23 protein-coding genes and 1 pseudogene are annotated in these 19,782 nt (G+C 61.6%); 13 read left to right on the top strand and 11 right to left on the bottom strand.

Going from position 1 to position 19,782, the window contains the following annotated elements; genetic code table 11:
* Positions 1-13: 13 nt before the first annotated feature.
* Complete coding sequence (locus Thiosp_RS14265) at positions 14-2,284, bottom strand: sensor histidine kinase (protein ID WP_242518195.1); 2,271 nt, start codon at positions 2,282-2,284, stop codon at positions 14-16.
* 39 nt (positions 2,285-2,323) lie between these two features.
* Positions 2,324-3,037, bottom strand: coding sequence for a response regulator transcription factor (locus Thiosp_RS14260; protein WP_201063220.1), 714 nt, complete (start codon positions 3,035-3,037; stop codon positions 2,324-2,326).
* A 174-nt stretch (positions 3,038-3,211) separates the two neighbouring features.
* Between Thiosp_RS14260 and Thiosp_RS14255 the strand changes: the two genes are divergently transcribed.
* From Thiosp_RS14255 to Thiosp_RS14240, 4 genes are all read left to right on the top strand, one after another.
* On the top strand, positions 3,212-3,760 hold the full coding sequence (locus Thiosp_RS14255; protein ID WP_201063221.1) for a PspA/IM30 family protein: 549 nt from the start codon (positions 3,212-3,214) through the stop codon (positions 3,758-3,760).
* Entirely contained in the window at positions 3,757-4,317 is a 561-nt protein-coding gene (locus Thiosp_RS14250) for a hypothetical protein (RefSeq protein ID WP_201063222.1), read from the top strand. The genes Thiosp_RS14255 and Thiosp_RS14250 overlap by 4 nt, the downstream gene beginning before the upstream one ends.
* Positions 4,318-4,469: 152 nt before the next feature.
* Positions 4,470-5,705 carry a vWA domain-containing protein gene (locus Thiosp_RS14245; RefSeq protein WP_242518196.1) on the top strand — a complete coding sequence of 412 codons (1,236 nt, stop codon included), beginning with the start codon at positions 4,470-4,472 and terminating at the stop codon, positions 5,703-5,705.
* 101 nt (positions 5,706-5,806) lie between these two features.
* Positions 5,807-6,664 carry a DUF4424 family protein gene (locus Thiosp_RS14240; protein WP_201063224.1) on the top strand — a complete coding sequence of 286 codons (858 nt, stop codon included), beginning with the start codon at positions 5,807-5,809 and terminating at the stop codon, positions 6,662-6,664.
* A gap of 30 nt (positions 6,665-6,694) precedes the next feature.
* Here Thiosp_RS14240 and Thiosp_RS14235 read toward each other — a convergent pair whose 3' ends face one another.
* Genes Thiosp_RS14235 through hcp form a run of 3 tightly spaced genes read right to left on the bottom strand, consistent with a single transcriptional unit; the run spans position 6,695 to position 9,686 of the window.
* Positions 6,695-7,408, bottom strand: coding sequence for a Crp/Fnr family transcriptional regulator (locus Thiosp_RS14235; RefSeq protein ID WP_201069403.1), 714 nt, complete (start codon positions 7,406-7,408; stop codon positions 6,695-6,697).
* Positions 7,409-7,432: 24 nt separating this feature from the next.
* Positions 7,433-8,371 (bottom strand): HPP family protein, encoded by a 939-nt coding sequence (locus tag Thiosp_RS14230; protein WP_201069404.1) that lies wholly within the window; start codon positions 8,369-8,371, stop codon positions 7,433-7,435.
* A gap of 22 nt (positions 8,372-8,393) precedes the next feature.
* Positions 8,394-9,686, bottom strand: a complete 1,293-nt coding sequence (gene hcp, locus Thiosp_RS14225) for a hydroxylamine reductase (protein WP_201069405.1) — start codon at positions 9,684-9,686, stop codon at positions 8,394-8,396.
* 430 nt (positions 9,687-10,116) lie between these two features.
* On the opposite strand from hcp, the gene Thiosp_RS14220 reads away from it, so the two are divergent.
* Complete coding sequence (locus Thiosp_RS14220) at positions 10,117-10,257, top strand: SGNH/GDSL hydrolase family protein (protein ID WP_201069406.1); 141 nt, start codon at positions 10,117-10,119, stop codon at positions 10,255-10,257.
* Positions 10,258-10,399: 142 nt separating this feature from the next.
* Positions 10,400-11,203, top strand: coding sequence for an SDR family oxidoreductase (locus Thiosp_RS14215; protein ID WP_201069407.1), 804 nt, complete (start codon positions 10,400-10,402; stop codon positions 11,201-11,203).
* On the opposite strand, the gene Thiosp_RS24730 is transcribed toward Thiosp_RS14215, so the two are convergent.
* Positions 11,184-11,282 carry a hypothetical protein gene (locus Thiosp_RS24730; RefSeq protein ID WP_407702793.1) on the bottom strand — a complete coding sequence of 33 codons (99 nt, stop codon included), beginning with the start codon at positions 11,280-11,282 and terminating at the stop codon, positions 11,184-11,186. The two genes, Thiosp_RS14215 and Thiosp_RS24730, sit on opposite strands and share 20 nt — an antisense overlap.
* A 134-nt stretch (positions 11,283-11,416) precedes the next feature.
* Entirely contained in the window at positions 11,417-11,881 is a 465-nt protein-coding gene (locus Thiosp_RS14210) for an NUDIX domain-containing protein (RefSeq protein ID WP_201069408.1), read from the bottom strand.
* 273 nt (positions 11,882-12,154) lie between these two features.
* Between Thiosp_RS14210 and Thiosp_RS14205 the strand changes: the two genes are divergently transcribed.
* A complete protein-coding gene (locus Thiosp_RS14205) occupies positions 12,155-12,556 on the top strand; it encodes a DUF427 domain-containing protein (RefSeq protein WP_323696480.1) in 402 nt (133 codons plus the stop codon).
* A 113-nt stretch (positions 12,557-12,669) separates the two neighbouring features.
* Here the strand turns inward: Thiosp_RS14205 and Thiosp_RS14200 are convergent, their stop codons facing one another.
* Positions 12,670-13,155, bottom strand: a complete 486-nt coding sequence (locus tag Thiosp_RS14200) for a DUF1648 domain-containing protein (protein WP_323696479.1) — start codon at positions 13,153-13,155, stop codon at positions 12,670-12,672.
* A gap of 120 nt (positions 13,156-13,275) precedes the next feature.
* Here Thiosp_RS14200 and Thiosp_RS14195 point away from each other — a divergent pair, with 120 nt between their 5' ends.
* From Thiosp_RS14195 to Thiosp_RS14175, 5 genes and pseudogenes are all read left to right on the top strand, one after another.
* Positions 13,276-13,698 carry a DUF429 domain-containing protein gene (locus Thiosp_RS14195; protein ID WP_323696478.1) on the top strand — a complete coding sequence of 141 codons (423 nt, stop codon included), beginning with the start codon at positions 13,276-13,278 and terminating at the stop codon, positions 13,696-13,698.
* 105 nt (positions 13,699-13,803) lie between these two features.
* Entirely contained in the window at positions 13,804-14,088 is a 285-nt protein-coding gene (locus Thiosp_RS14190) for a Y-family DNA polymerase (protein ID WP_323696477.1), read from the top strand.
* Positions 14,078-14,260, top strand: coding sequence for a DNA polymerase thumb domain-containing protein (locus tag Thiosp_RS14185; protein ID WP_407702792.1), 183 nt, complete (start codon positions 14,078-14,080; stop codon positions 14,258-14,260). Before Thiosp_RS14190 ends, Thiosp_RS14185 begins: the two co-directional genes overlap by 11 nt.
* 178 nt (positions 14,261-14,438) lie before the next feature.
* Positions 14,439-14,588: pseudogene (locus Thiosp_RS14180) on the top strand (DinB/UmuC family translesion DNA polymerase); the annotation flags it as partial.
* 52 nt (positions 14,589-14,640) lie between these two features.
* Positions 14,641-14,844, top strand: a complete 204-nt coding sequence (locus Thiosp_RS14175) for a hypothetical protein (protein ID WP_323697144.1) — start codon at positions 14,641-14,643, stop codon at positions 14,842-14,844.
* Positions 14,845-14,966: 122 nt separating this feature from the next.
* Here Thiosp_RS14175 and Thiosp_RS14170 read toward each other — a convergent pair whose 3' ends face one another.
* Complete coding sequence (locus Thiosp_RS14170; RefSeq protein ID WP_323696475.1) at positions 14,967-15,908, bottom strand: diguanylate cyclase; 942 nt, start codon at positions 15,906-15,908, stop codon at positions 14,967-14,969.
* 33 nt (positions 15,909-15,941) lie between these two features.
* Positions 15,942-16,865, bottom strand: a complete 924-nt coding sequence (locus tag Thiosp_RS14165; RefSeq protein ID WP_323696474.1) for a response regulator — start codon at positions 16,863-16,865, stop codon at positions 15,942-15,944.
* A 177-nt stretch (positions 16,866-17,042) separates the two neighbouring features.
* Between Thiosp_RS14165 and Thiosp_RS14160 the strand changes: the two genes are divergently transcribed.
* Positions 17,043-18,356, top strand: a complete 1,314-nt coding sequence (locus Thiosp_RS14160; protein ID WP_323696473.1) for a transposase — start codon at positions 17,043-17,045, stop codon at positions 18,354-18,356.
* Here the strand turns inward: Thiosp_RS14160 and Thiosp_RS14155 are convergent.
* Positions 18,314-19,591: an ABC transporter substrate-binding protein gene (locus Thiosp_RS14155; RefSeq protein ID WP_242518227.1), complete on the bottom strand. Its 1,278-nt coding sequence runs from the start codon at positions 19,589-19,591 to the stop codon at positions 18,314-18,316. The two genes, Thiosp_RS14160 and Thiosp_RS14155, sit on opposite strands and share 43 nt — an antisense overlap.
* Positions 19,592-19,782 lie beyond the last annotated feature (191 nt).

The following is a 19,782-nucleotide window of genomic DNA, read 5'->3' as shown; positions in this document are numbered from 1 at the left end:
GGCCTCGGTCGCGCTAATCCGCCAACGGCATCTCAAGCCAGAATTCAACCCCAGGCTCGCGCCCGATCACCTCGACCCGCCCGTGCATGGCCTGCATCAGGCGCTGGACCAGTGCAAGCCCGATCCCCGTGCCGGAAACGGCGGCATGGCGCGCCTGATCGCCGCGATAGAACAGATCGAAGACGCGCTTGCGCTGATCCTGCGGAATGCCCGGACCAAAATCGCGGACCCGCAAACGCAAGCGCGCATCTTCTACTGGCTCGCAGGCGATGTCGATCCGGCGCTCAGACGCATCGGCGCCAAATTTCACCGCGTTATCGACCAGATTGAGCAAAATCTGCACGCAGGCATCGGGATCGGCGCGCATGACCATGTCCGACGCGCAATCGATCCGCAGTTCAAAACCAACCCGCTCGAGTTGGTGCGCCACGCGCTCGCGCACCATGGCCAGCAACTCGCCAACGGCCACGGGGCGCGGCTCAAGGGCCAGGCGTCCGCGACCAATGCGCGCGAGCTGCAACACATTATTGATGAGCCGCGACAGACGCTCGCTTTCCTCTTGGATGAACCGATAATAGGTTTCCTTGCGTTTCTCGGGTGCCAGACCCGCGCGCAACATCTCCGCATACATGCGGATAGAGGTCAGTGGGGTTTTCAGCTCATGGCTGACAGCGGAGACAAAATCCTGCTGCTGACGCAGCAGCGCCAGCTGGCGCGCGGCTAAGCGATACATCAACCAAGCCCCGACGAAGAGTACCAATGCCAGGGTGGCCGCCATCCAGCCGATTACCAGGGCACCGGGCGGTGGCGGCAAATGGCTGACGCTGAAAATCAGCTCGAAACCGCCGAAGGGCTCACGCAAGCGCGTGCGATACAGCAAAGCCCCGCTGAGCGGCTCGGCATAGCTAACGCCCGAGCGCACGCCCAAGCGACGGCTGCCTCCGGTTTCGGCGCGAAAGCTGCTCAGCAACTCGCCGCGATAGGCAAGGCTGAGATGGGTGTTTTGTGCCAGCACGGTAGCGGCCAGCGGCTCGCCGATCAGTGCCTGCAGGAAGGTGGCCTGCTCGATTAGGGCACCCTGAATGAGCGTCTCAGCCCCGCGCCTGACACTGCGAAACAGCAGCAGATGACCGGAATCGAGCAAGCCGACCTCGATCGGCCCAACACTGCGGTGAAACAGCTGCACCGCGGTCGAACTAGATGCCGGTTGTGGCTCCGGCTCAGCCATCGAATCGGCCCGCGGCCCGTCGCCAGACGCGGCTTTGCGCGCTTCAGCTTCTAGGCCAGCGCTCTTTGCGGGCGTCTCGGCAGCGCCAGTGGCTGCCTCCTCCTTGAGCTCGCGGCGACTGCGCTTGGCAAAGCTGTCGTCAAGCTGCGGAAGCGCGACTGGAGCCTTATCCCTTTGCACGAGCCCCTCGCGTCCGGAGCTGCCGTCCTTGGTCTTGAGTCGGGCGAAAGCCGCCTGGGACAGGCGCGGGCTGTCATCGGCCGACACCGTGGGGGCCGGCGTGGGAGCCGGCGCTGGTGCCAGATTCGGTACCTGACGCGCGCCTTCTATTGGCTCTAAGTCCAGGGACTCGTTTAACTCAGCCTCGGATTCCGAAACTGTCAATTGCGTCCCGTTCGCAGACAGTTCTGGTCGCAAGTCCGACGGCGCTTCGACTGCGCTCTGGCGCGCATCCAATCGTTCCTCCGAGACGGCCGTCTCGCTCGCACCAAGCGATGCAGCCCCAGCACCTTCGCGGTCAGTCTTTTCATCCGCAACCGCCACTGAAGCGCTGTCCGATTCCGCCCGCTCCACCAGCCGATTGCCGATCAGCACCTGCTGAATACGGCCCGCGCGCGCCTGTCGCTGCGCCAGCTCGGCGGGGTCGAGCCCGAGCTGCCCAGCATCCGCCAACATTCGTGGCACCAGAGGCGAGCTGAAGCGCCCGTCGTCGGCGACTTCGAAATAACCGATCAATCCGGGAATTCGGCCCGCGCCATCGAGAGCAGCCAGCGGGGAGCGATCCGCCGCGCCCGCTGCTGCGGGCTGCGACGCGCGCAAAAAGGAATAATCATCGATTGGGCGCGCCTCCTCGGTACGCACAATGGCGGCGAGGCGCTCGTCGATGCGCGCGGCCAGCTCCTCTGCCACCAGCTGCTGGGCGCGAAAGGACTCCCATTTCATCTGATCGTAGGCCTTGAGCACCAGAAGCGCGCTGGGGATGGCCAGGGCCAGCACGAAGAGCCCGATGCCGAGCTTCAGCCGCCGGCGGGCGCGGCGGTCATCGAGCGCGTGCATTGGCATTCGGTCAGGCAAAGGATGGCCTGCGCGGCGACATCAGGCGTCGAGGCGCAGGCGATAGCCCAGGCCGCGCACGGTTTGCAGCCATTGCGGATCGGCTGGGTCGGGTTCGATCTTGCGCCTGAGCTTGGCGATATGGATATCGACCGTGCGCGTCTCGATGCCGCAGTCGCGCGCATAGCCCCAGACCTTGTTCAGTAGCTCATCGCGGCTGACAGGGCGCCCGGCATGGTTGGCAAGATAATTGAGAATCTCCGCTTCGCGCTGGGTGAAGGGGATCTCGGCATCGCCACGCTGGCCGCTGAGATTAGCGAGATCGAGCGTCAGCTCGCCAAGCCGCAAGGATTCTCCGCCCGCCGGGGTTCCACCGCTGCGGCGCAGCACCGCCTGCACCCGCAGCACCAGCTCGGTCACGGAAAAGGGCTTGGCGACATAGTCATCGGCCCCCATCCGCAGGCCGGCAATAATGTCCTCATCGGCGGTGCGCGCCGTCAGCATGATGATGGGCTGCGCCCGATCGACCGCCCGCACCCGGTCGCAGATGGCAAAGCCGTCGAGCCCCGGCAGCATGATGTCGAGCAAAATGAGATCAAACCGGCCGCTCAGCGCCTTGGCTAGTCCGCCCGGTCCGTCTGCGGCGCTCTCGACCTGATAGCCATGAAAGACAAACAAATCCTCAAGCCCAATGCGGATGGGCTCTTCGTCCTCAATGATTAGCAACCGGGGTTTGTTGGGGTTCGAATCAGCCATAGTGTCGCTGGTGATCAGTCTTCAACTACCCGAGCCTAGCGCGGACCAGACTCCGCCAAGGTAAATTCCCGGTAAATTTGTGCATCCCATCTTTACCAAAGCCTGCCTACGCTTAGCGCGCGTCTGTTCCTAGACTGAAGCCGTCACTTCACTGCAACGACGGAGGTCAGGTTCATGGCCATTATCACCCGATTATCGCGCCTGCTGCGCGCCGATCTAAACGCTATGCTCGACCGCCTGGAAGCACCGGAGCTGGTGCTGGCCCAGGCGGTGCGTGACATGGAGCAAGCCCAGATGTTGGAAGGGGCGCGGCTCAAGCGCCTGGAGCACGAAGCCGCACGGCTTGAGAAACTCAGCACCGAGCTTGAACAGCGTCTGGAGCAGGATCAAGCCGCGCTTGATGACTGCCTGAGTGCCGGTCAGGACAATCTGGCCCGCGCGGTACTGCGCCGCCGCCTGGAAGCCGAGCGCACCATCGCGCGTCTCGGTCGTCAGCTCCAGGACAACCAGCGCGCCTGCGCACAGAGCCGTTCCCGACTTGCGGAGCAGGACAGCCGCCTGATGGATCTGTGCGCCCGTGCCGCCCTGTTCGATGCCGAGGCGGAGGGGGCGGATCGCCACGATGCCGACCCTGCCGCCGCGAAATACAGCGGCACAGTCAGCGATGCGGATATCGAAATTGCACTGCTGCAGGCCAAGCGCCAGCGGGAGGCGGCGGCATGAGCAGACCCGGATTTGCCGAAGGGGTCGGCCTCGCCTTGCTGGGGGCGGTTGTCACGCCGGTGCTCGCATATTCATTGCTCTGGCTGGTGCCGTCCCATCAGCAGCCTGGCGTGTTGTGCCTGCTTCTGGGCATGGGCTACGGACTCTATCTGCTTGCACGCAGCCCGGCCCCGGCCGGGCGCCTGTGGCTCGCGTTTGCCTGGGTGTTCGCCAGTCTCCTGAGCGCCAGACTGTTCACCGGGCTCTGGCCGCTGCTTGCCGTGCAGCTTGGAATGATATGGCTCACCCGCTCTTGGTGTTTTCACCGCACGCCCTTGGCAGCGCTGCTGGATCTGGGCCTGCTTGCCCTCGGCACCGCGGCCGCGGTCTGGGCACTGGCCCACAGCGGCAGCCTGCACCTCGCGGCATGGACTTGGCTGCTGACTCAGGCGCTGTTCGTGTTGATCCCGCAACCCGGTGGCGCAGAGTCTCCCACGCAACCTGACAGCGACGAACGCTTCACGGCTGCAGAACGGGCGGCCGAGCGAGCGCTGCAACGGCTGGCGGCGCGGACCTGATGGCGAACCGCCTCGGACTCCCTGCAAAAACCGTTGCCCATCCCTGACGCATCCACAGTCAATCAATCCAGCACACTCCGAAGACGACTGTTCGCCTGACACCTAAACACCAACCACTGCACTCCCTGCCAAAAGAGGATTCGACCATGCGCATGCAACGCAAAACTGCTGTTCCCTTCACCGCCGCGCTTTTCGGCGTCACTCTGCTAGCTATTCTTGGCTATCCGAGCATCCGAACCGCATTCTCGGCTCCCGCGACCAGCTCCCCGAACCTCCAGCCTGCGAATCCAACATCCACGGCACTTGTGGATACGCGCCAGCATCCGGTGATCGAAGCGGTATTCGTGCTGGACACCACAGGCAGCATGGGCGGGCTGATTCAGGCCGCCAAGGACAAGATCTGGTCCATTGCATCGACCATGGCCGCGGCCGAGCCGGCGCCGGAAATTCGCATCGGGCTGGTGGCCTATCGCGATCGCGGCGATGACTATGTCACCCGTGTGGTCACGCTCTCGCCCGACCTTGACGCCATCCATGCCGAGCTGATGCAGTTTCAGGCCAATGGCGGTGGCGATGGGCCGGAGAGCGTCAATCAGGCGCTGCACGATGCTCTGCACAGCATCCAATGGAGCCAGGACGGCAGTGCCTATCAGGTGATTTTTCTGGTCGGCGACGCGCCGGCGCACATGGACTATGACAATGACATCCCCTACCCACAGACGCTCACGCTGGCCAAGAAGCGCGGCATTCACGTCAACGCCATCCAGTGCGGCAGTCAGCAGAATACTACCAGCCAATGGCAGCGGATTGCCCAGCTTGGCGGGGGCGGTTACTTTCAGGTTGAACAGAACGGCAGCGCGGTCGCCGTCGCCACGCCTTATGACGGCGAGTTAGCCAAGCTGTCCGCCAAGCTCGACGATACCCGGCTCTATTACGGCAAAACCCAGGAACGCGCGGCCAAGCGCGACAAGCTAGCTGCCGAGAAGCGGGCCAAGGTCGCTTCCTCACCGGCCGCCATGGCCAGGCGCGCGGATTTCGTCACGTCCAAGAGCGGGAAAGCCAGCCTGATCGGTGAGCACGAACTGGTCGATGAAGTGGCCAGCGGACGCCTCGAGCTGGAGACCTTGCCCGCCGAGGAACTACCCGCCCCACTCGCCGGCCTCGACAAAACCGAGCAGCGCGCTCTGATCGAGAAAAAAGCCCAGGAGCGCGAGGAACTGAGCGCACAGATTCAGGCGCTGAGTCGCCAGCGCACTGAGTATCTGGAGTCAAAAGTGGCAGAGAACGGCGATGCCGAGGATTCGCTGGATCACAAAATCTTCACCGCCGTGCGTGAGCAGGCAGCCGGGAAAGGACTGAAATACGAGGGTAGCGGGCCGGCTTACTGACCAGGATTCCACCCCATCAGGATGTCCACCGAGCCCCCGGGAGCACCGGGGGCAGCCAAACCACCGCGGCCAACTGTCTGATAGCCAGCGACCGGATCAAGGTGGTTTATCGATTCGAGAACCGCAGCGGCCATCCGGTCGAGGCGCTGGTCGCCTTTCCTCTGCCCGACATCGCCCCCGGTGATCCGCACGAGGCCGCCGGCACGACGCCGTCGGAGCTCGCCGCTCTGTCGTTCCGCACCGAGGTTGATGGCCAGCCAGTGACCTATCAGAGCGAGCGCCGCGCCTTCGCCTGCCGGGGTGGTGGCTGGATCGACACCGGTGCCGCCGAGCAGCGCTGCTGCGCCGATTACGACTGGGACACCCAGAGCTGCACCCCTGCTCGGGGCACGCCCGAGATCACTGACACACTGGCACGTCTTGGGCTGCTCGACCTCCTTGAGGCCGAGCCTGTCCAGGCGCGCTTGAATAGCCTGTCGCCGTCCGCGCGCCAGGAATTGCTGGAACTGGGCACGGTGCGCCAGTTCGGCGGTGAGCTGTATGCAAACTGGGTCCAGCGCATCCGCCACTATCGGCGCCAGACCTTTCCGGCCGACCGCCCGTTGGAGGTCGGCCACCGTTACGAGCCCGTACCCGGCGGATCGGTCTGGGGACCGAGCGACATCGGCGGCTTGGGCACCGTCTGGGCGGTGCGCCATGTTCTGACCACAGCCAACACCTGGACCGGCGCCATCGAGCGCTTCTCCCTGACCATCACGCCGAGCACGGCCGCGCAGCGCGAGGTCATCGTGGTCGCAGGCCTGGATGACCTGCACATCCGGGTCTTTGATATCTTCGACCCGGCCCTGCGCGGGCTGAGTATCACCGTGATGGTTGAATCGAATGAACAAGTATCCGGTCGGATTCATTGTCAGAGTTTGACCTGTTGGGGGCGCTTGCCTTGCCATCGCTGGCAGTGAGGCTGGAGATCGGCTGATGATTTTTGGCTGCTAACCGGTTTTGCGGGCCTGACGCCTTGGTATCAGCACCGGGTCACCCGAATCGCCAAGTTGCTGCAGGGCCTTGCGATCAAGCACGCGAATGACCTGCCCATGGACCGCGATCACTTGCTGCTCGGACAGCCGGCGGGTAATGCGCGACCAGGTCTCAGGTTTGATCGTCAGGCGCGAGGCAAGCGTCGATTTTGGCCAGGCGAGCGTCAGCTGATCCGTGTCTATTGGCAATTCTGCAATCAACCAGCGCGCAAAGCGCACGCTCGCAGAATGCAGCGCCAGATTGTCGATCTCGGCGATCAGCGCGTGCAGGCGTTGGCTCAAGCTGCCGAGCAAGGCAAAGCAGGTCTCGGGCGACTCGCGCAGCATGGCGGTGAAGTCCGCCGCGTCAATGGCGACGAGCTCCGTCGGCACCAGCGCGGCCGCGCAGACAGGGTAGCGGCCGGTGCCCATGAACATCAGCGCCTCGGCAAAGGTCTGGCCGGCGCTGATCAGTTCGATGATCTTCTCTTCGCCCTCGGCCGAGAGGCGAAACAGTCGGATCTGGCCCGAATGAACAAAATAAAAGCATTCGGCCGGATCATCCTGGGTAAACAGCCACTGCCCGGCCTGCACCTGGACAATCTGCGCCTTCGCGCGCAGACGCTCGAGTTGTTGGTCGCTCAGTTGCGCGAGCAGCGGCGCCTGGCGCAGTGCCTCATCGGGTGGCATGACATCCTCCGTGCACCTTGATGCTCAATCTTCCGGCTCCGTGCGATCAATCGGTCGCCAGGAGTTCTCGTCGCGCTCGACCGCATGGACCGCCCAAGCGCGAAACGTCTCCAGACTGCATCCCCCCTCGCAGCGACGGCCTTGGCCCGCCAAGCGGCGGAAGCGCACCTGGGTGACGGGTTCGTTTGCAGCTTGCTCGAGCGCCAGGACTTCGCGGATTTCCCAGTCTTGGCCAAAGCTGCCATTACTGTAGGCTTGACCCACCCGAATCGGCGGCGTTGCGGCGCGGGTGTGGCGCGCTTCCTCAGTCGCCAAAGCAAAAATGCGCTGCAAATCCGGCTCCGAGACATCGATGAAGGAGTCCATCGCGCGCAGCGCGGCGGCAAGATGCCGATGTTCCAGCGGCATGGGCGCGGCCGGCTCTGCAACTGGGGCGCCGCTGTCCTGGTCTCGCCGCCAACGTGCGGGCCAGTTGGCTGGATAACGCCGCCAGTGCCAGGGCGCATTCCAGACCACGGCGAGCAACAGCAAGGTGAGTGCATTGACCGCAACAGGCATCAGCACAAAGCCAAAGCCGAGCGACGTGATGGACGGCCCGCCGATGACGGCCGTCAGCGCGGTGGCACCGCCGGGCGGATGAAGACAGCGCAGTGCATGCATGGCGCCGATGGAGAGTCCCGCCGCGGTGGCCGCGCTCCAGAGATCGGTGCCGAGCCAACGCGCACAGGCCACCCCGATCAGCGCCGAAACAAGATGGCCGCCAAGCAGCGGCCAGGGTTGGGAGAGTGGCCCGTGCGGAACCGCGAACAACAGCACCGCAGAGGAGCCCATGGAGGCAATCAGCCAGGGCAGGGCGGGGTCAACCGCCGGGAACAGCCAAAGCGCAAGCGCCGCCGTGGCCAAAATGCCAACACCACCGCCCAGTGCGGAAATGAGCTGTTCGCGCAGGCTGACGCTGTTCATGGGGCAACTCCTCGGCCTGGGTTCAGGCGGCGAGTGCGAGTTTGAGATCCGCGTGCGGATCGCCATTGGTCAAGCGCAGATCATAAGCGGCTTGCAGACGGGCAAATACGCCCGGGGTGATGAATGCCGGCGGCTGAGGGCCGAGGTTGATGCCTTTCACGCCCAGATGCAACAGCGTTAGCAGCACCGCCACGGCTTTTTGTTCAAACCAGCTGATGACCAGAGTCAGAGGCAGATCATTGACCGTGCACTTCAGCGCCTCGGCCAGGGCTACCGCCACCATGATGGCGCCATAGGCATCGTTGCACTGGCCCATGTCCAGTAACCGCGGTAGGCCGAGATGCTCGCCGTAGGCGTGATCGCGAATGCGATACTTGCCGCAGCCGAGTGTGAGAATGAAGGAGTCGGCTGGCGTGGCGGCGGCATAATCGGTGAAATAGTTGCGCCCCTTCTCGGCACCGTCACAGCCGCCGATGACGAAGAAATGGCTGATCTGTCCGGCTTTGATGGCGTCGAGAATCGTACCGGCCTGCTCGAGCAGCACCTGGCGATGGTAGCCCACCGGCTGCTCCACGCCGAGTCGCTGTTCGCATGGCGGGCAGGTACGCGCAGCGGCGATTACGGCGGAGAAATCGCCGTTTTTGATGTGCTGACCGTCCGGGACCGCCACCGCATTGGTGGTGAACAGCCGCTCGCGATAGCTCTCGGGGGGGATCAGCACGCAATTGGTGGTGCCGACGATGGGACCGGGAAAATCGGCGAATTCTTTTTTCTGATCCTGCCAGGCGCCACCATAGTGGCCGGCGAGATTGGGATGCGCCTGAAATTTGCTGTACATGTGCGCCGGCAGCATCTCGCCATGGGTGTAGACCTTGATGTCGGTGTCTTCGAGCTGTTCGAGCAGTTGCCACAGATCGAGCAGATCATGGCCGGTGATCAGGATGCCCGGGCCGGCTAAGGTGCCCTCGCGGACCCGGGTCGGGCGGGGCGCGCCGAAGGTGGCGATATGGCCCTCATCGAGCAGTTGCATGACACGCAGATTCTTTTCGCCGCATTCCAGACAATAGTGCAGCAGGGTGTCTTCATCGAAATTCACGTTGGTCATGGTCGCGAACAGGGCTTCTTCGATGAAGGCTGAGACCGTCTCATCGGACTGTCCAAGCCGGCGCGCATGGTGGGCATAGGCGGCCATGCCTTTGAGGCCGAAAATCAGCAGTTCCTGCAAGGACTGCACATCTTCGCTCTTGCCGCAGACGCCGGGGCTGGTCACACAGGCAGATTGACGAAAGGTTTGCTCGCATTGATTACAGAACATGGACGCACTCCGGTGGCAGTGAGGAGAGACAGGAACAATCGCGCGCGGCGCAGGCCAGCAATTGGCCTTCGCTGCGCGACAGCGGAGTACAGTCTGCAACCAGGCTCGGGGAGATGGCCTTGATCCGAGTCAAGCGGGTCAGGCGGCCAGGCTGATCGGTGCAAGCCTGCAACTGGACCGGGATCGGAATCAACGGCCTTCCCTACGTGGAAACAAGGTGCTGCACCGGACCCGGCGATCAGCGGCGCCGGTGACCATGGTGATGGCTTGTTGGTATACTTGATCGCTCAACCCCCTTGTCAAAGGACGTCTTAAAGACTGTCTAAATGCGCTATTTTCCGTGTTTTTGCCTAACCAAGGTGGGCGGCATGAATCTTAAGTCCTGCTGCTGGTGCTCGCGGCTTGCAGCGATCAACCGGCGCTGAGTCCATTGTCGCCCGACGCGGTGATCCTCGCCTTTGGCGATAGCTTGACCGAGGGCGTGGGGGCCAAGGAGGCGCAGAGTTACCCAGCGGTGCTGGCGACCTTGACCGGCCGGAAGGATGACCGGGGGACCGATCATCTGCAATGATCAGGATTTGCAGACGAAGGCTTGGAGTAATTACAGTCCCGGTCCATGTTCCTGGCAAAGTCACTGGAAATCTTAGCTGAAACGGGTCAATCTGTTGGCGTCACGCCTACAGCCCGACATGGCACCACCCAGGAGGTCAGAGTTGGATCAATCCGTCATCGTCATCACTGGCGGGACGCGTGGCATTGGTCGCGGGCTCGCGCGCGACTTTCTGCAACGCCAGTGTCGGGTGATGATCTGCGGTCGGGATGCCGGTCGCCTCGATCAGACCCTGGCCGAGTTCATGGCGTCCATCCCCGCAGCCGAAGGCCGGCTGCATGGACGGCTTTGTGATGTCGCCGATGCAACTATGGTCCAGGCGCTCTGGGACGCGGCCGTCGGTCATTTCGGACGCATCGATATCTGGATCAACAATGCCGCCATCGGCTCGCATGAAGTCGACTTCTGGCAGCACGACCCGGCCACCATCGAGACCCTGATCCGCATCAATTTGCTCGGCACCATGCAAGGCTGCCGCACCGCCGCGCGCGGCATGTTGGCGCAGGGCCATGGCCATATCTATACGCTTGAAGGCTGGGGGAGCAGCGGAGAGCGCCGCCACGGTAGCACCCTCTACGGCACCAGCAAGGCGGCGCTGCGGTATTTCACCAAGTCACTCGCCGCCGAACTGCGCGGCACACCGGTGAAGCTCAGCAGCCTCAACCCAGGCGTGGTGCCGACCGACCTGCTCGCGCTCAGCATGCGACCGGAACAAGCGAAGCAGATCCGGCGTTTCATCAATATCTTCGGCGACAGGGTCGAGACCGTCGCTCCCGGACTTGCCGAGCGGGTGCTCAAAAACCAATGCCATGGCGCCCGCATTCAGTGGCTGCCGCCGCGACGCATGCTTATGCGACTGCTGCAAGCACCCTTCCGCCAGCGGCAGGTCATCGATACCCGCGGGTAGAACCCGCGCTAATCCTTCTCACGTCCGCGCCGGCGTTGATCAGAAACACGATCGCCTGTTGGTCCTTGCGCCACACCATGACATGCAGAGGCGTATCACCATCGCTATTGGTGCTTGTTACGCTGATTTTCCGCTTGCCCAATTCCGCAGGAAATAACACGTCCGAAGCCGATTGCAACACGTCATCCAAAGTTCGCATGTGCGTTTTCGCCATCAAGCACCAGGCAACACTTGAACGTCCGGCGACCAAAGCGGTTTGATTTGGCCCGTCTCCCGGTAGCGCCGATAGTCCTCGAGAATCTGTGCATGATCGAATGCCAGCGGCGCGGGCAGCGCATCAGGTGGGAAGATTGCCAGATTGCGCGCATCATCTTGCGCCCGTGGTTCACCGCTCGCTTCTGCCACATAGACCGCGCTGGCGGTATGGCCGCGCGGGTCGCGTTGTGGGTCGGAGTAAAGCCCCAGCAGCGCTCGCAGTGTCACGCGCAACGCCGTTTCCTCAAAGGCTTCGCGCACCGCTGCGGCTTCGATGTGCTCGCCAATGTCGACAAAACCACCGGGTATGGCCCAGCCCGGCGGGGGGAAGCGCCTTTCAATCAGCACGATGGGCCGGAGGGGCCGGTCGGCCAGTTCGATGATAATGTCCGCTGTTAGGAGCGGTGTTTGTGGTTTAGCCATCGCGAACCTCAGCTTTGGTCAGGGTCGTGCAGTCTTCTCGCTCTCGGTGTTGCTCATTCAGAGAATCCCCCCCAATATCCGCAGGCAGTGGGCCACCAATTAGAGCAAACTCTCCGTAGCATGCCTAGCAACCGACCCAACCTCCAAGCGGCCCGAGAAGCCTGGCAGTACCGCGGCCAGACTCGACCACTCTTCGCACAGAGTCCGGGGCCAGATCAAGAATCCGTTTGGGATTACCCGCGCCCACCAACCTATCAGCACGATCATCGGCCAGTGGCTGTTGTTGCCGGCGATCTGCGCATTGCTGCCACCGAATCCGCCATTCGCGCCCTGGAGACCGGCAGCCCACCGAGTTTCTACCTGCCGCCAGAAGCCGTCGATCAGTCGTTGCTGGAGCCCTCTGATCGCCGCACCCTGTGCGAATGGAAAGGCGAGGCTGAGTATTTTCACATCAAAGGCCCCAAGGGCCTGATCCGCGATGCGCTCTGGCGCTATCCGCATGCCTGGGATGACGCGGCCGTCATCGCCGGCTACTTTTCCTGCTATCCCGCGCGGCTTGACTGCTTTGTTGGCAGTGAACGCGTGCGACCACAGGCTGGCGGCTATTACGGCGGCTGGATCACCGACGATGTTGTGGGTCCATTCAAAGGCGAGCCAGGCACCGGGCATTGGTAATGCCCTGGGAAACGGGCACTGGCGCGCAACGTCGTTCCAGTTGCCAGTCCAATGGTTTGCTCCGCAACGCAAGCAGGGCTGGCCAAACCAACTGAGCCAGCTCAGCGCGGCGGTTATTGGGGCGGTCGCAAATCGCGCCAGAGACGCAGCGTCCAGCCCAGCACATAGACCAAGAAGACCCCGAGCGCGATCAAGAACAATGACTCATCAAGTCGGACGGGATTGGAGAGATTGGCCTGAAGAGTCAAGAGTCCGACAACCAGCAGAAAAACAAAGAGTGCTGTTCCAAAACCCCAGAGCCGGTGACTCAAGCGGACAACGGTGGCCTCGCGCCGCTCCGGGCTCAACCAGTAGGCACGGTGGGGAAGATTCACCCATCGCATCGGTGTGTGTCTGAGTAGCGTGGGGGAGAACCAGAACAGCAAGAAGAGGAGGGTGTCCACTCCCAGCATCAGGGCGGTGCTGGCCGCGCGTGAAGCCCAACCGTCGGCGAGGCCGCCCAAGGAAAAATGGATGGCGACCCGCTCGGGTAGCAACGCGAACGAGATTACGGCCAAGATCAGATTGGCCAAGAAGCTCAGGAACAAAATCAGGCGCATGGATGCCTCCCGCAGGCGTGGCCAAATACCCGGCGATCTTCGTTACTCATCGTCCCTGCTCAGCCTACTCTCACAGTCCGGCCAATGGCGTAGTCCGAGCCGCAACCCCCGGTCGGGCTGATGTTCTTCGAGGGCGCCCCGCGGCGGCTGCGTGCAGGCGTAACCATTCCTGGAGTCCATGCCGGCGACCCCAAGCGCCTCTGCGTCGAAGCCTACCCCGGCATACTCGCCCGTCAGCTGATTGGACGGCGGCCCTACAAGCAGGATGATCCCAAGAAGCAAAGCTATGCGCACAAGCAGGCGCGCCCCGCCTTGCTGACCGCCGTCGTGGACGGGGCCGTCAGACCCGCTTATGGTCTGGAGGTCACAGCACCCGTGAGTCTGGCCGATGATCCCACCGGAGATACCCTCGATGCCTTGCTCTGTGCCATCCAGGCTGCCTGGGCCTGGACGCAACGGGAGGATGGCTATGGTCAGCCGGCCGCGCCAACCGTCATCGACCCGCTCGAAGGCTGGATCGCCGATCCGCACGCGCGGGACTGAGCAATACAGCCTTCCAAAGAAAACGCCTCCCCGTCGCCCAATGCGCCGCCAGAAACGCAAGGGAACCCAAACCATCGGTGCCAAACACCAGAGACCAACCGGCCGATGTCACGCCTGATCCTGCATGTCGATCTCGATGCCTTCTTCGCGGCCATCGAGCAACGCGATCATCCCGAGTGGCGCGCTCGCCCGGTGGTGGTTGGCGCCCAGCCCGGCGGTCGCGGCGTGGTCGCGACCTGCTCCTACGAAGCACGTCGGTTCGGCGTGCATTCCGCCATGCCCATCGCGCAAGCGGTGCGGCGCCTCGGTCGGCATCGGGCCGAACCGGCTCATCGCCAAGCTGGCTTCCGACTGTCGCAAGCCGGATGGCTTGACTGTAGTGCTCGATGATCAGGTGGACGCGTTTCTCGCCCCCATGCCCTTTGATGCCTTGCGTGGCATCGGCCCCAAGACCGCGCCCCGGCTGGCGCGTATGGGTGTCAGAACGATCGGCGATGTGCGCCAACTCTCGCTCGAGACCCTGCGCCGTCAGCTCGGCGCGCGTGCTGGCACTCAGTGCTAATGTCAGGCACGCGGAATCGCCGACGACCAGATTCATCCCGACCGGCCGCGCCAGTCTATTTCTAAGGAAACAACCTTTCCCGAGGATGTGACTGATCCCCAAGTGCTGGAAGCGACATTAGCACTGGGCCGCGCGCGAGGTCGCTTGGACAGCGCGGCAGACGGGTCACTTTGGGCGGGTGGTGACCTTGAAGATGCGTTTCTTCCCATTCGAGACCCATACCCGCTCGCATTCCCTGAAGGTGCCGACGGCGGACGAGCAGGGTGTGTTTTGCGTCGCCCGGTCAATGCTTGCCGCTGAAGCCACCTGGGCTGGCCGTCCCGTGCGCCTAATCGGCGTGGGACTGTCCGGCTGGTCGCAAACCAGCAGCTCTGCGCAGCTTGATCTGTTCGCGACCGCTCTACGCCCAGCATGGAATTGCGGAACTCTGGATACTCAATCTTCAGGATCGCGTGGTGGAGGTCAACCGCGACCCCGATGGCCGAGGCGGCTATCGGAGCACCTGGCTTGCCCACCCAGGGGCTCTATTGCAGCCGGAGCGAGTGCCAGACTGCACCATTGCCGTCGCCGATTTGCTGGAATAGGCCGTTCTGGCACGCAGACTCGTATCCGAGTCTGGCCGACCACCACACCCTGAACTTTGAGCCATGACTGACAGCTACCGTCTGTGCCTGCCGGTGGCGCTGCTTTGAAGTCCCGTCGAAACTCAACCTGGATTGACCTGGTTTCGACCGCCGGTTTTCGCCTGGTAGAGGCATTGATCGGTTTGTGAGATCAATGTTTCCGGGGCTTTATCAATCGTTGGGACGATGCTCACCGCGCCGATGCTGACGGTGACCCAGTCACTGACCGGTGATGCCGCGTGCTCAATGCGCAGGTCCAGAATTGCGCTGCGAATACTTTCAGCGATGCCTTTTGCGCCGCCCTGGTCGGCGTGCGGCAAAATACAGGCAAATTCTTCGCCGCCATAGCGACAGGCAAGGTCGTGCGCGCGCTGCATTTGACGGTTGATGGTAGTGGCCACTTGTTGCAGTGTCTGGTCACCAGCGAGGTGGCCGTAATGGTCGTTGAAGCCCTTGAAGAGATCAACATCAATCATGAGTAAACCGAGGGGTTCTTTAATCCCGGCGAGTCGTTGCCACTCTACGTTTAAGACCTGATCAAAACTTCTTCTATTTGCCACTCCCGTCAGCCCGTCACATTGAGCGAGACGTTCGAGTTGCATACGTTGTCGCTGGATCAGCAGATGGTTGCGAACCCGAGCCCTGAGAATGGCTGGACTGAATGGCTTGGCAATATAGTCGATGGCACCAAGGTTGAGACCCTGTTCTTCATCGGCTTCTTCATCCATGCAGGTCAGAAAAATGACTGGAATTTCGGCCGTTTGGCAGTTCTGTTTGAGCAGGCGGCAGGCTTCAAAACCCGTCATGCCGGGCATCTGTACGTCCAGCAAGATCAGATCTGGCTGTTCAATGCCGGCAAGCTTGAGAGCCTGCTCTCCGCTATAAGCCTGTATCGGGTCGCAGATGTCCTCAATCTCGGCCGCTGCAAAAGCAAGGTTTAACGGCTGGTCGTCGACGATCAGGACTTTTTGCTTAGCACGGCCAGCGGACTCGGTGAGCCGTCGATGGTTGGTCTCTTCAGCCATAAGATTGTATTCCCAGAATGTCCGTATGATCGCTTATTGGCTTTTGAAGCGCTTCTGTAATTCCTGAATGGCTTCACCAGTCGCCCTGTGAATCTCCGCGGCCAATCGACGCGCTGTTTGAACATCGTCATCCTTGGCAGCTTGTGTCATCGCCTTGCCTAAGTCTCGCAATTGATTGAGTCCGACATGGCCTGCCGATCCGATGAGATCGTGGGCATGCTGTCGAAACTGCTTTGGCTCGCCCTGCGGGGCCAGTGACTGAAATAATTCCCCACGTTGCTGGATGTCTGCAATGAGCATGTCCACCAATGAGTTGAAACGCTCAGGGGTGACGATCGTTCGCAGATGCTCAAGCGACTTCGGATCAAGCGTGTTGCTTGCGGGGTAGCTGGCCGGATGGCTTGCTGGATGGCTTGCCGGAGAGGCGCTGCCGACCATCGCGGTATTGTCGGCCTGCGTCTGCGCTTCCTCAAGGGTAGTGGCCTCAGAGCAAAGGCGATGTTCAGCGAGTGTTTTAAGGAGAATTTCCAACTCAATCGGTTTGGCAACATGCGCATTCATACCCGCTTCCATACACTTCATCACATCTTCCTTGCTTGCGTTGGCCGTCATGGCAATGATGGGGAGTTTGTCGAAGCGAGGGCTTCTGCGCAGTCGGCGGGTGGCGCTGAGACCATCAAGTTTCGGCATCATCATGTCCATCAGGACGATGGCGTATGTGTTGTCAGCTGCGGCTTCAATCAGATCAACAGCCTGTTGGCCATCACTGGCCTCGTCAACCACTATGCCCTCATCCATCAATAGCTCTTTTGCAACGAGTCGGTTGAGTTCATTGTCGTCCGCCAGCAGCAGGCGCAATCCGCGTAAACTCTGGGCGTTGCTTTTTTGTTCAGATGGCAACGGTGTCCGGTTCAAATTTCCACCATGACGCATAATTCCACCATACAGAAGCGCCATGCAGTCCTGTGCAAGCGTGTTGCAGTTGGAATGCGTTTTTTGTCTCGTTGGACGGGGCCGCTGTAGCGGTCCGCGAAATAGAAAACCGCTGGGAAAAACTGAAAAAAAGACTTGACAAGCACATTGAGCGTGCGAAAGACGTGGGTGTCTCAAAGATACCACACTGGAGTGCTTGTCATGATCCCCAACCGACTCGATGCCCTGATGAATGGCCTGCTTAATGACACTGTTTTCGCCGACCTGGTGGCGCCCGTGCAGCACGCACTGGCGTTTGTGCGCCGGGCAGCCTCGGTGGGGCGGGTGTTGAGCATGGAGCGCTTTATTGCCTTGGGCGTGTGGCGCCAGTTGCAGGGGATGGGGGTGCTGCGCGAGCAGGTGCAAGCGCTCGATCATCTGCGTGATCAGCTCGCCCCGCAGGCAGAGTCGGTGGTGCCCTTGGCGCGCTCGACCTGGTCCGATGCCTTGGCCTCCACTGAACGCCGCGCAGTGCTGCAAGCGATGATTCCGGTGCTGATGCGCGAGGTGGGGGCGGTGCTGCCTGATCGTCTGGCGGGAGTTCCTGGACTGGATGGCCGCCCGGTGCGGGCGATGGATGGCACCTATCAGGAAGAAAGTGCGCATTATCGCCGCTGCACGCCCAAGCAAGGCGGGGAGGATAATCCCAAGGGACATGGCGAACTGGTGTTCTACAACCTGCGCCTGGGGTTGGCCGAGGATGCGTTGGTGGAGACGCGTAGCCGCCATGAGATCAACCTATTGCGGGACTACGATGCGCGCCCGGGCGCGCTGACACAGGAGGCGCGAACGCTGTGGGTGGTTGATCGCGCCTTCATTGATGCCGCCTTCTGGGACCGGAAGAAACGCACCCAGGGCAGTACCCTGATCACGCGCATGAAGTCCAATCTGGTGGTGGGCTCGCGTGCCGCCATGCCCATTGCCAAGACGCCGGAGAACGCCGGGGTGCTGCGCGATGAGCGCATCACCTTGTTGAGTTCCTCCCAGGAGTGGCGGTTGATCACCTTGCGCACCCGCCAGGGCCGGCGCTTGGAGTTTCTGACCAATGATTTCGGTCTCTTGCCCGGTGTTGTCGCGTTTCTTTATGCCCGCAGATGGGATGAGGAAAAATGCTTTGACACCTGGAAAAATGATTTCGCCCATGCCAAAGCCTGGGGCAAAAGCCCGGTGGCCATCGACAATCAGGTCTGCCTGGCGATCATCACCCATGCGTTAGTGACGCTGTTGCTGCACCGCCAGTTCGGTGCCGAGAGCGCGCGTGATCACAAAGCCTTGCGCAAACAGGAGCAACGTCAGCGCAAAGCCCCCGGTGCGCCAGATGGCACCGAGCGACCAGACTGGACGGTCCCGCTGTTCCGCTATACGTCGAAAATCAGCCGTCAGGTGCTGAGGTTTTTCAAACACTCGCTTCTCTCGCCAGCGTCTCCTGCGCTCTATGAGGCCAAATTGCGGCCATTATTGGCGGCGTACCTATGAAAATGAGCCGGACACCGTTGTGCCTGGGTATTGCTGATACGCCCCATCAGATGGTCAGTGATCACCTGATAAAGGGCATTTTTCACCGGAGCCGGATGGGCATTACCCATTGCAATCGAGCCCATGATCGTCCGGCGCATGTTGTCGGTACGCATATCGTTGATCGCCTGCTGACCGCATGCATTGAACTGGTCTCGCGGCACGTCGACCCGCGCGGGAGCTGCGCCGCCTACGATATTGAGGTCGCGCTGCAAGTCAATGCTGATGAGTGTGCTCACGAACATGTCTCTTGTTTCCGGCTCGGCCGGATAGTCTTTGAATAAAATAAACTGGTCACTGTTCAGCAGCATCATTCCCTGAGTGTCAGGAAAGCGGAAACAATCATAGTCTTGCCCCGGAACAAGTCCGTGGGCGCTGAATTCACCGTTCACCCAGGTTCCCTGCACCTGCATCAGCGCCTCCCCGGAACGGGTGAGATCAGTGGCCTGGTTCCAGCTGCGTTCACTTAAACCCGTATCCAGGTAGTTCCGTAACTGGCTCATGCGCTCAAATACCAGCTGAAGCATCTCGATATCCTGGGCGTTGGGCGCAAGCTCCACAAAGGTCCGGCGATAGAACTCAACCCCGCCTGCCCCGGCGGCCACGGATTCAAACAGCAGGGTGTGCTCCCAAGCTTCATGACCCATCGCGATCGGGATCAGGCCAGCGGCTTTGGCGGTATCCAGCATGGCGATCAGATCAGGCCAGGTGTCCGGTTGTTTCAGACCAAGGCGCGCGAGTTGTGCGTGGTTGACCCACAGCCAGTTGGTGGAGTGGGCATTGACGGGGGTGGCAACCCAGTGATCCTGATACTTGGACAAATGTTGAATCGCAAACGGAATGACTTCATCCCATTGCTGTTCCCTGGCGATATCGTCAAGCATCACCAACTGTCCCTGGCGCGCCCAGTCTTGAATGTCATAACCAATGGCTTGGGCAGCCATCGGCGGTTTCCCGTCCGCCACCCGTTGGCGTAGTTCGTCGCTGAAGCGGTTGGTGCCGCTGCCGGCAACGGCTTCCTCATGCCAGACAAGGCCCTGGTGCTCGATATGCTGTCGCATGGCATTGATGCTGTTGCGCTCGCCAGCGGAGACCCACCAGTGCATGACATCAACACGACTTGCCGATGGCGCCTCTGCCGCCGCAAGCTCACAAAGCAGAAGACCGATGAGGATAAAACGCAATGAAAGGCGCATGACGGGGTCCAACGGTTAAGGATTCGCAGGCCAATGGTGATTCTGAAGCATTTATTTGAAGTGAACAAATCCGCGATTCGTTCTGCAAGCAAGTGCAAGGTTTCGGATTTTCGCTTTGGTAATGCAGAGGTTTGTTTTGGTAAGATCGGGGCTGGCTTCGCTGTGCCGACTACCATAGGTACGGCAAGGCC

Source organism: Thiorhodovibrio litoralis (assembly GCF_033954455.1).
Taxonomy (GTDB): domain Bacteria; phylum Pseudomonadota; class Gammaproteobacteria; order Chromatiales; family Chromatiaceae; genus Thiorhodovibrio; species Thiorhodovibrio litoralis.
The sequence above is the reverse complement of the archived record's forward strand: the minus strand, read 5'-3'. Positions and strand labels throughout refer to the sequence as shown.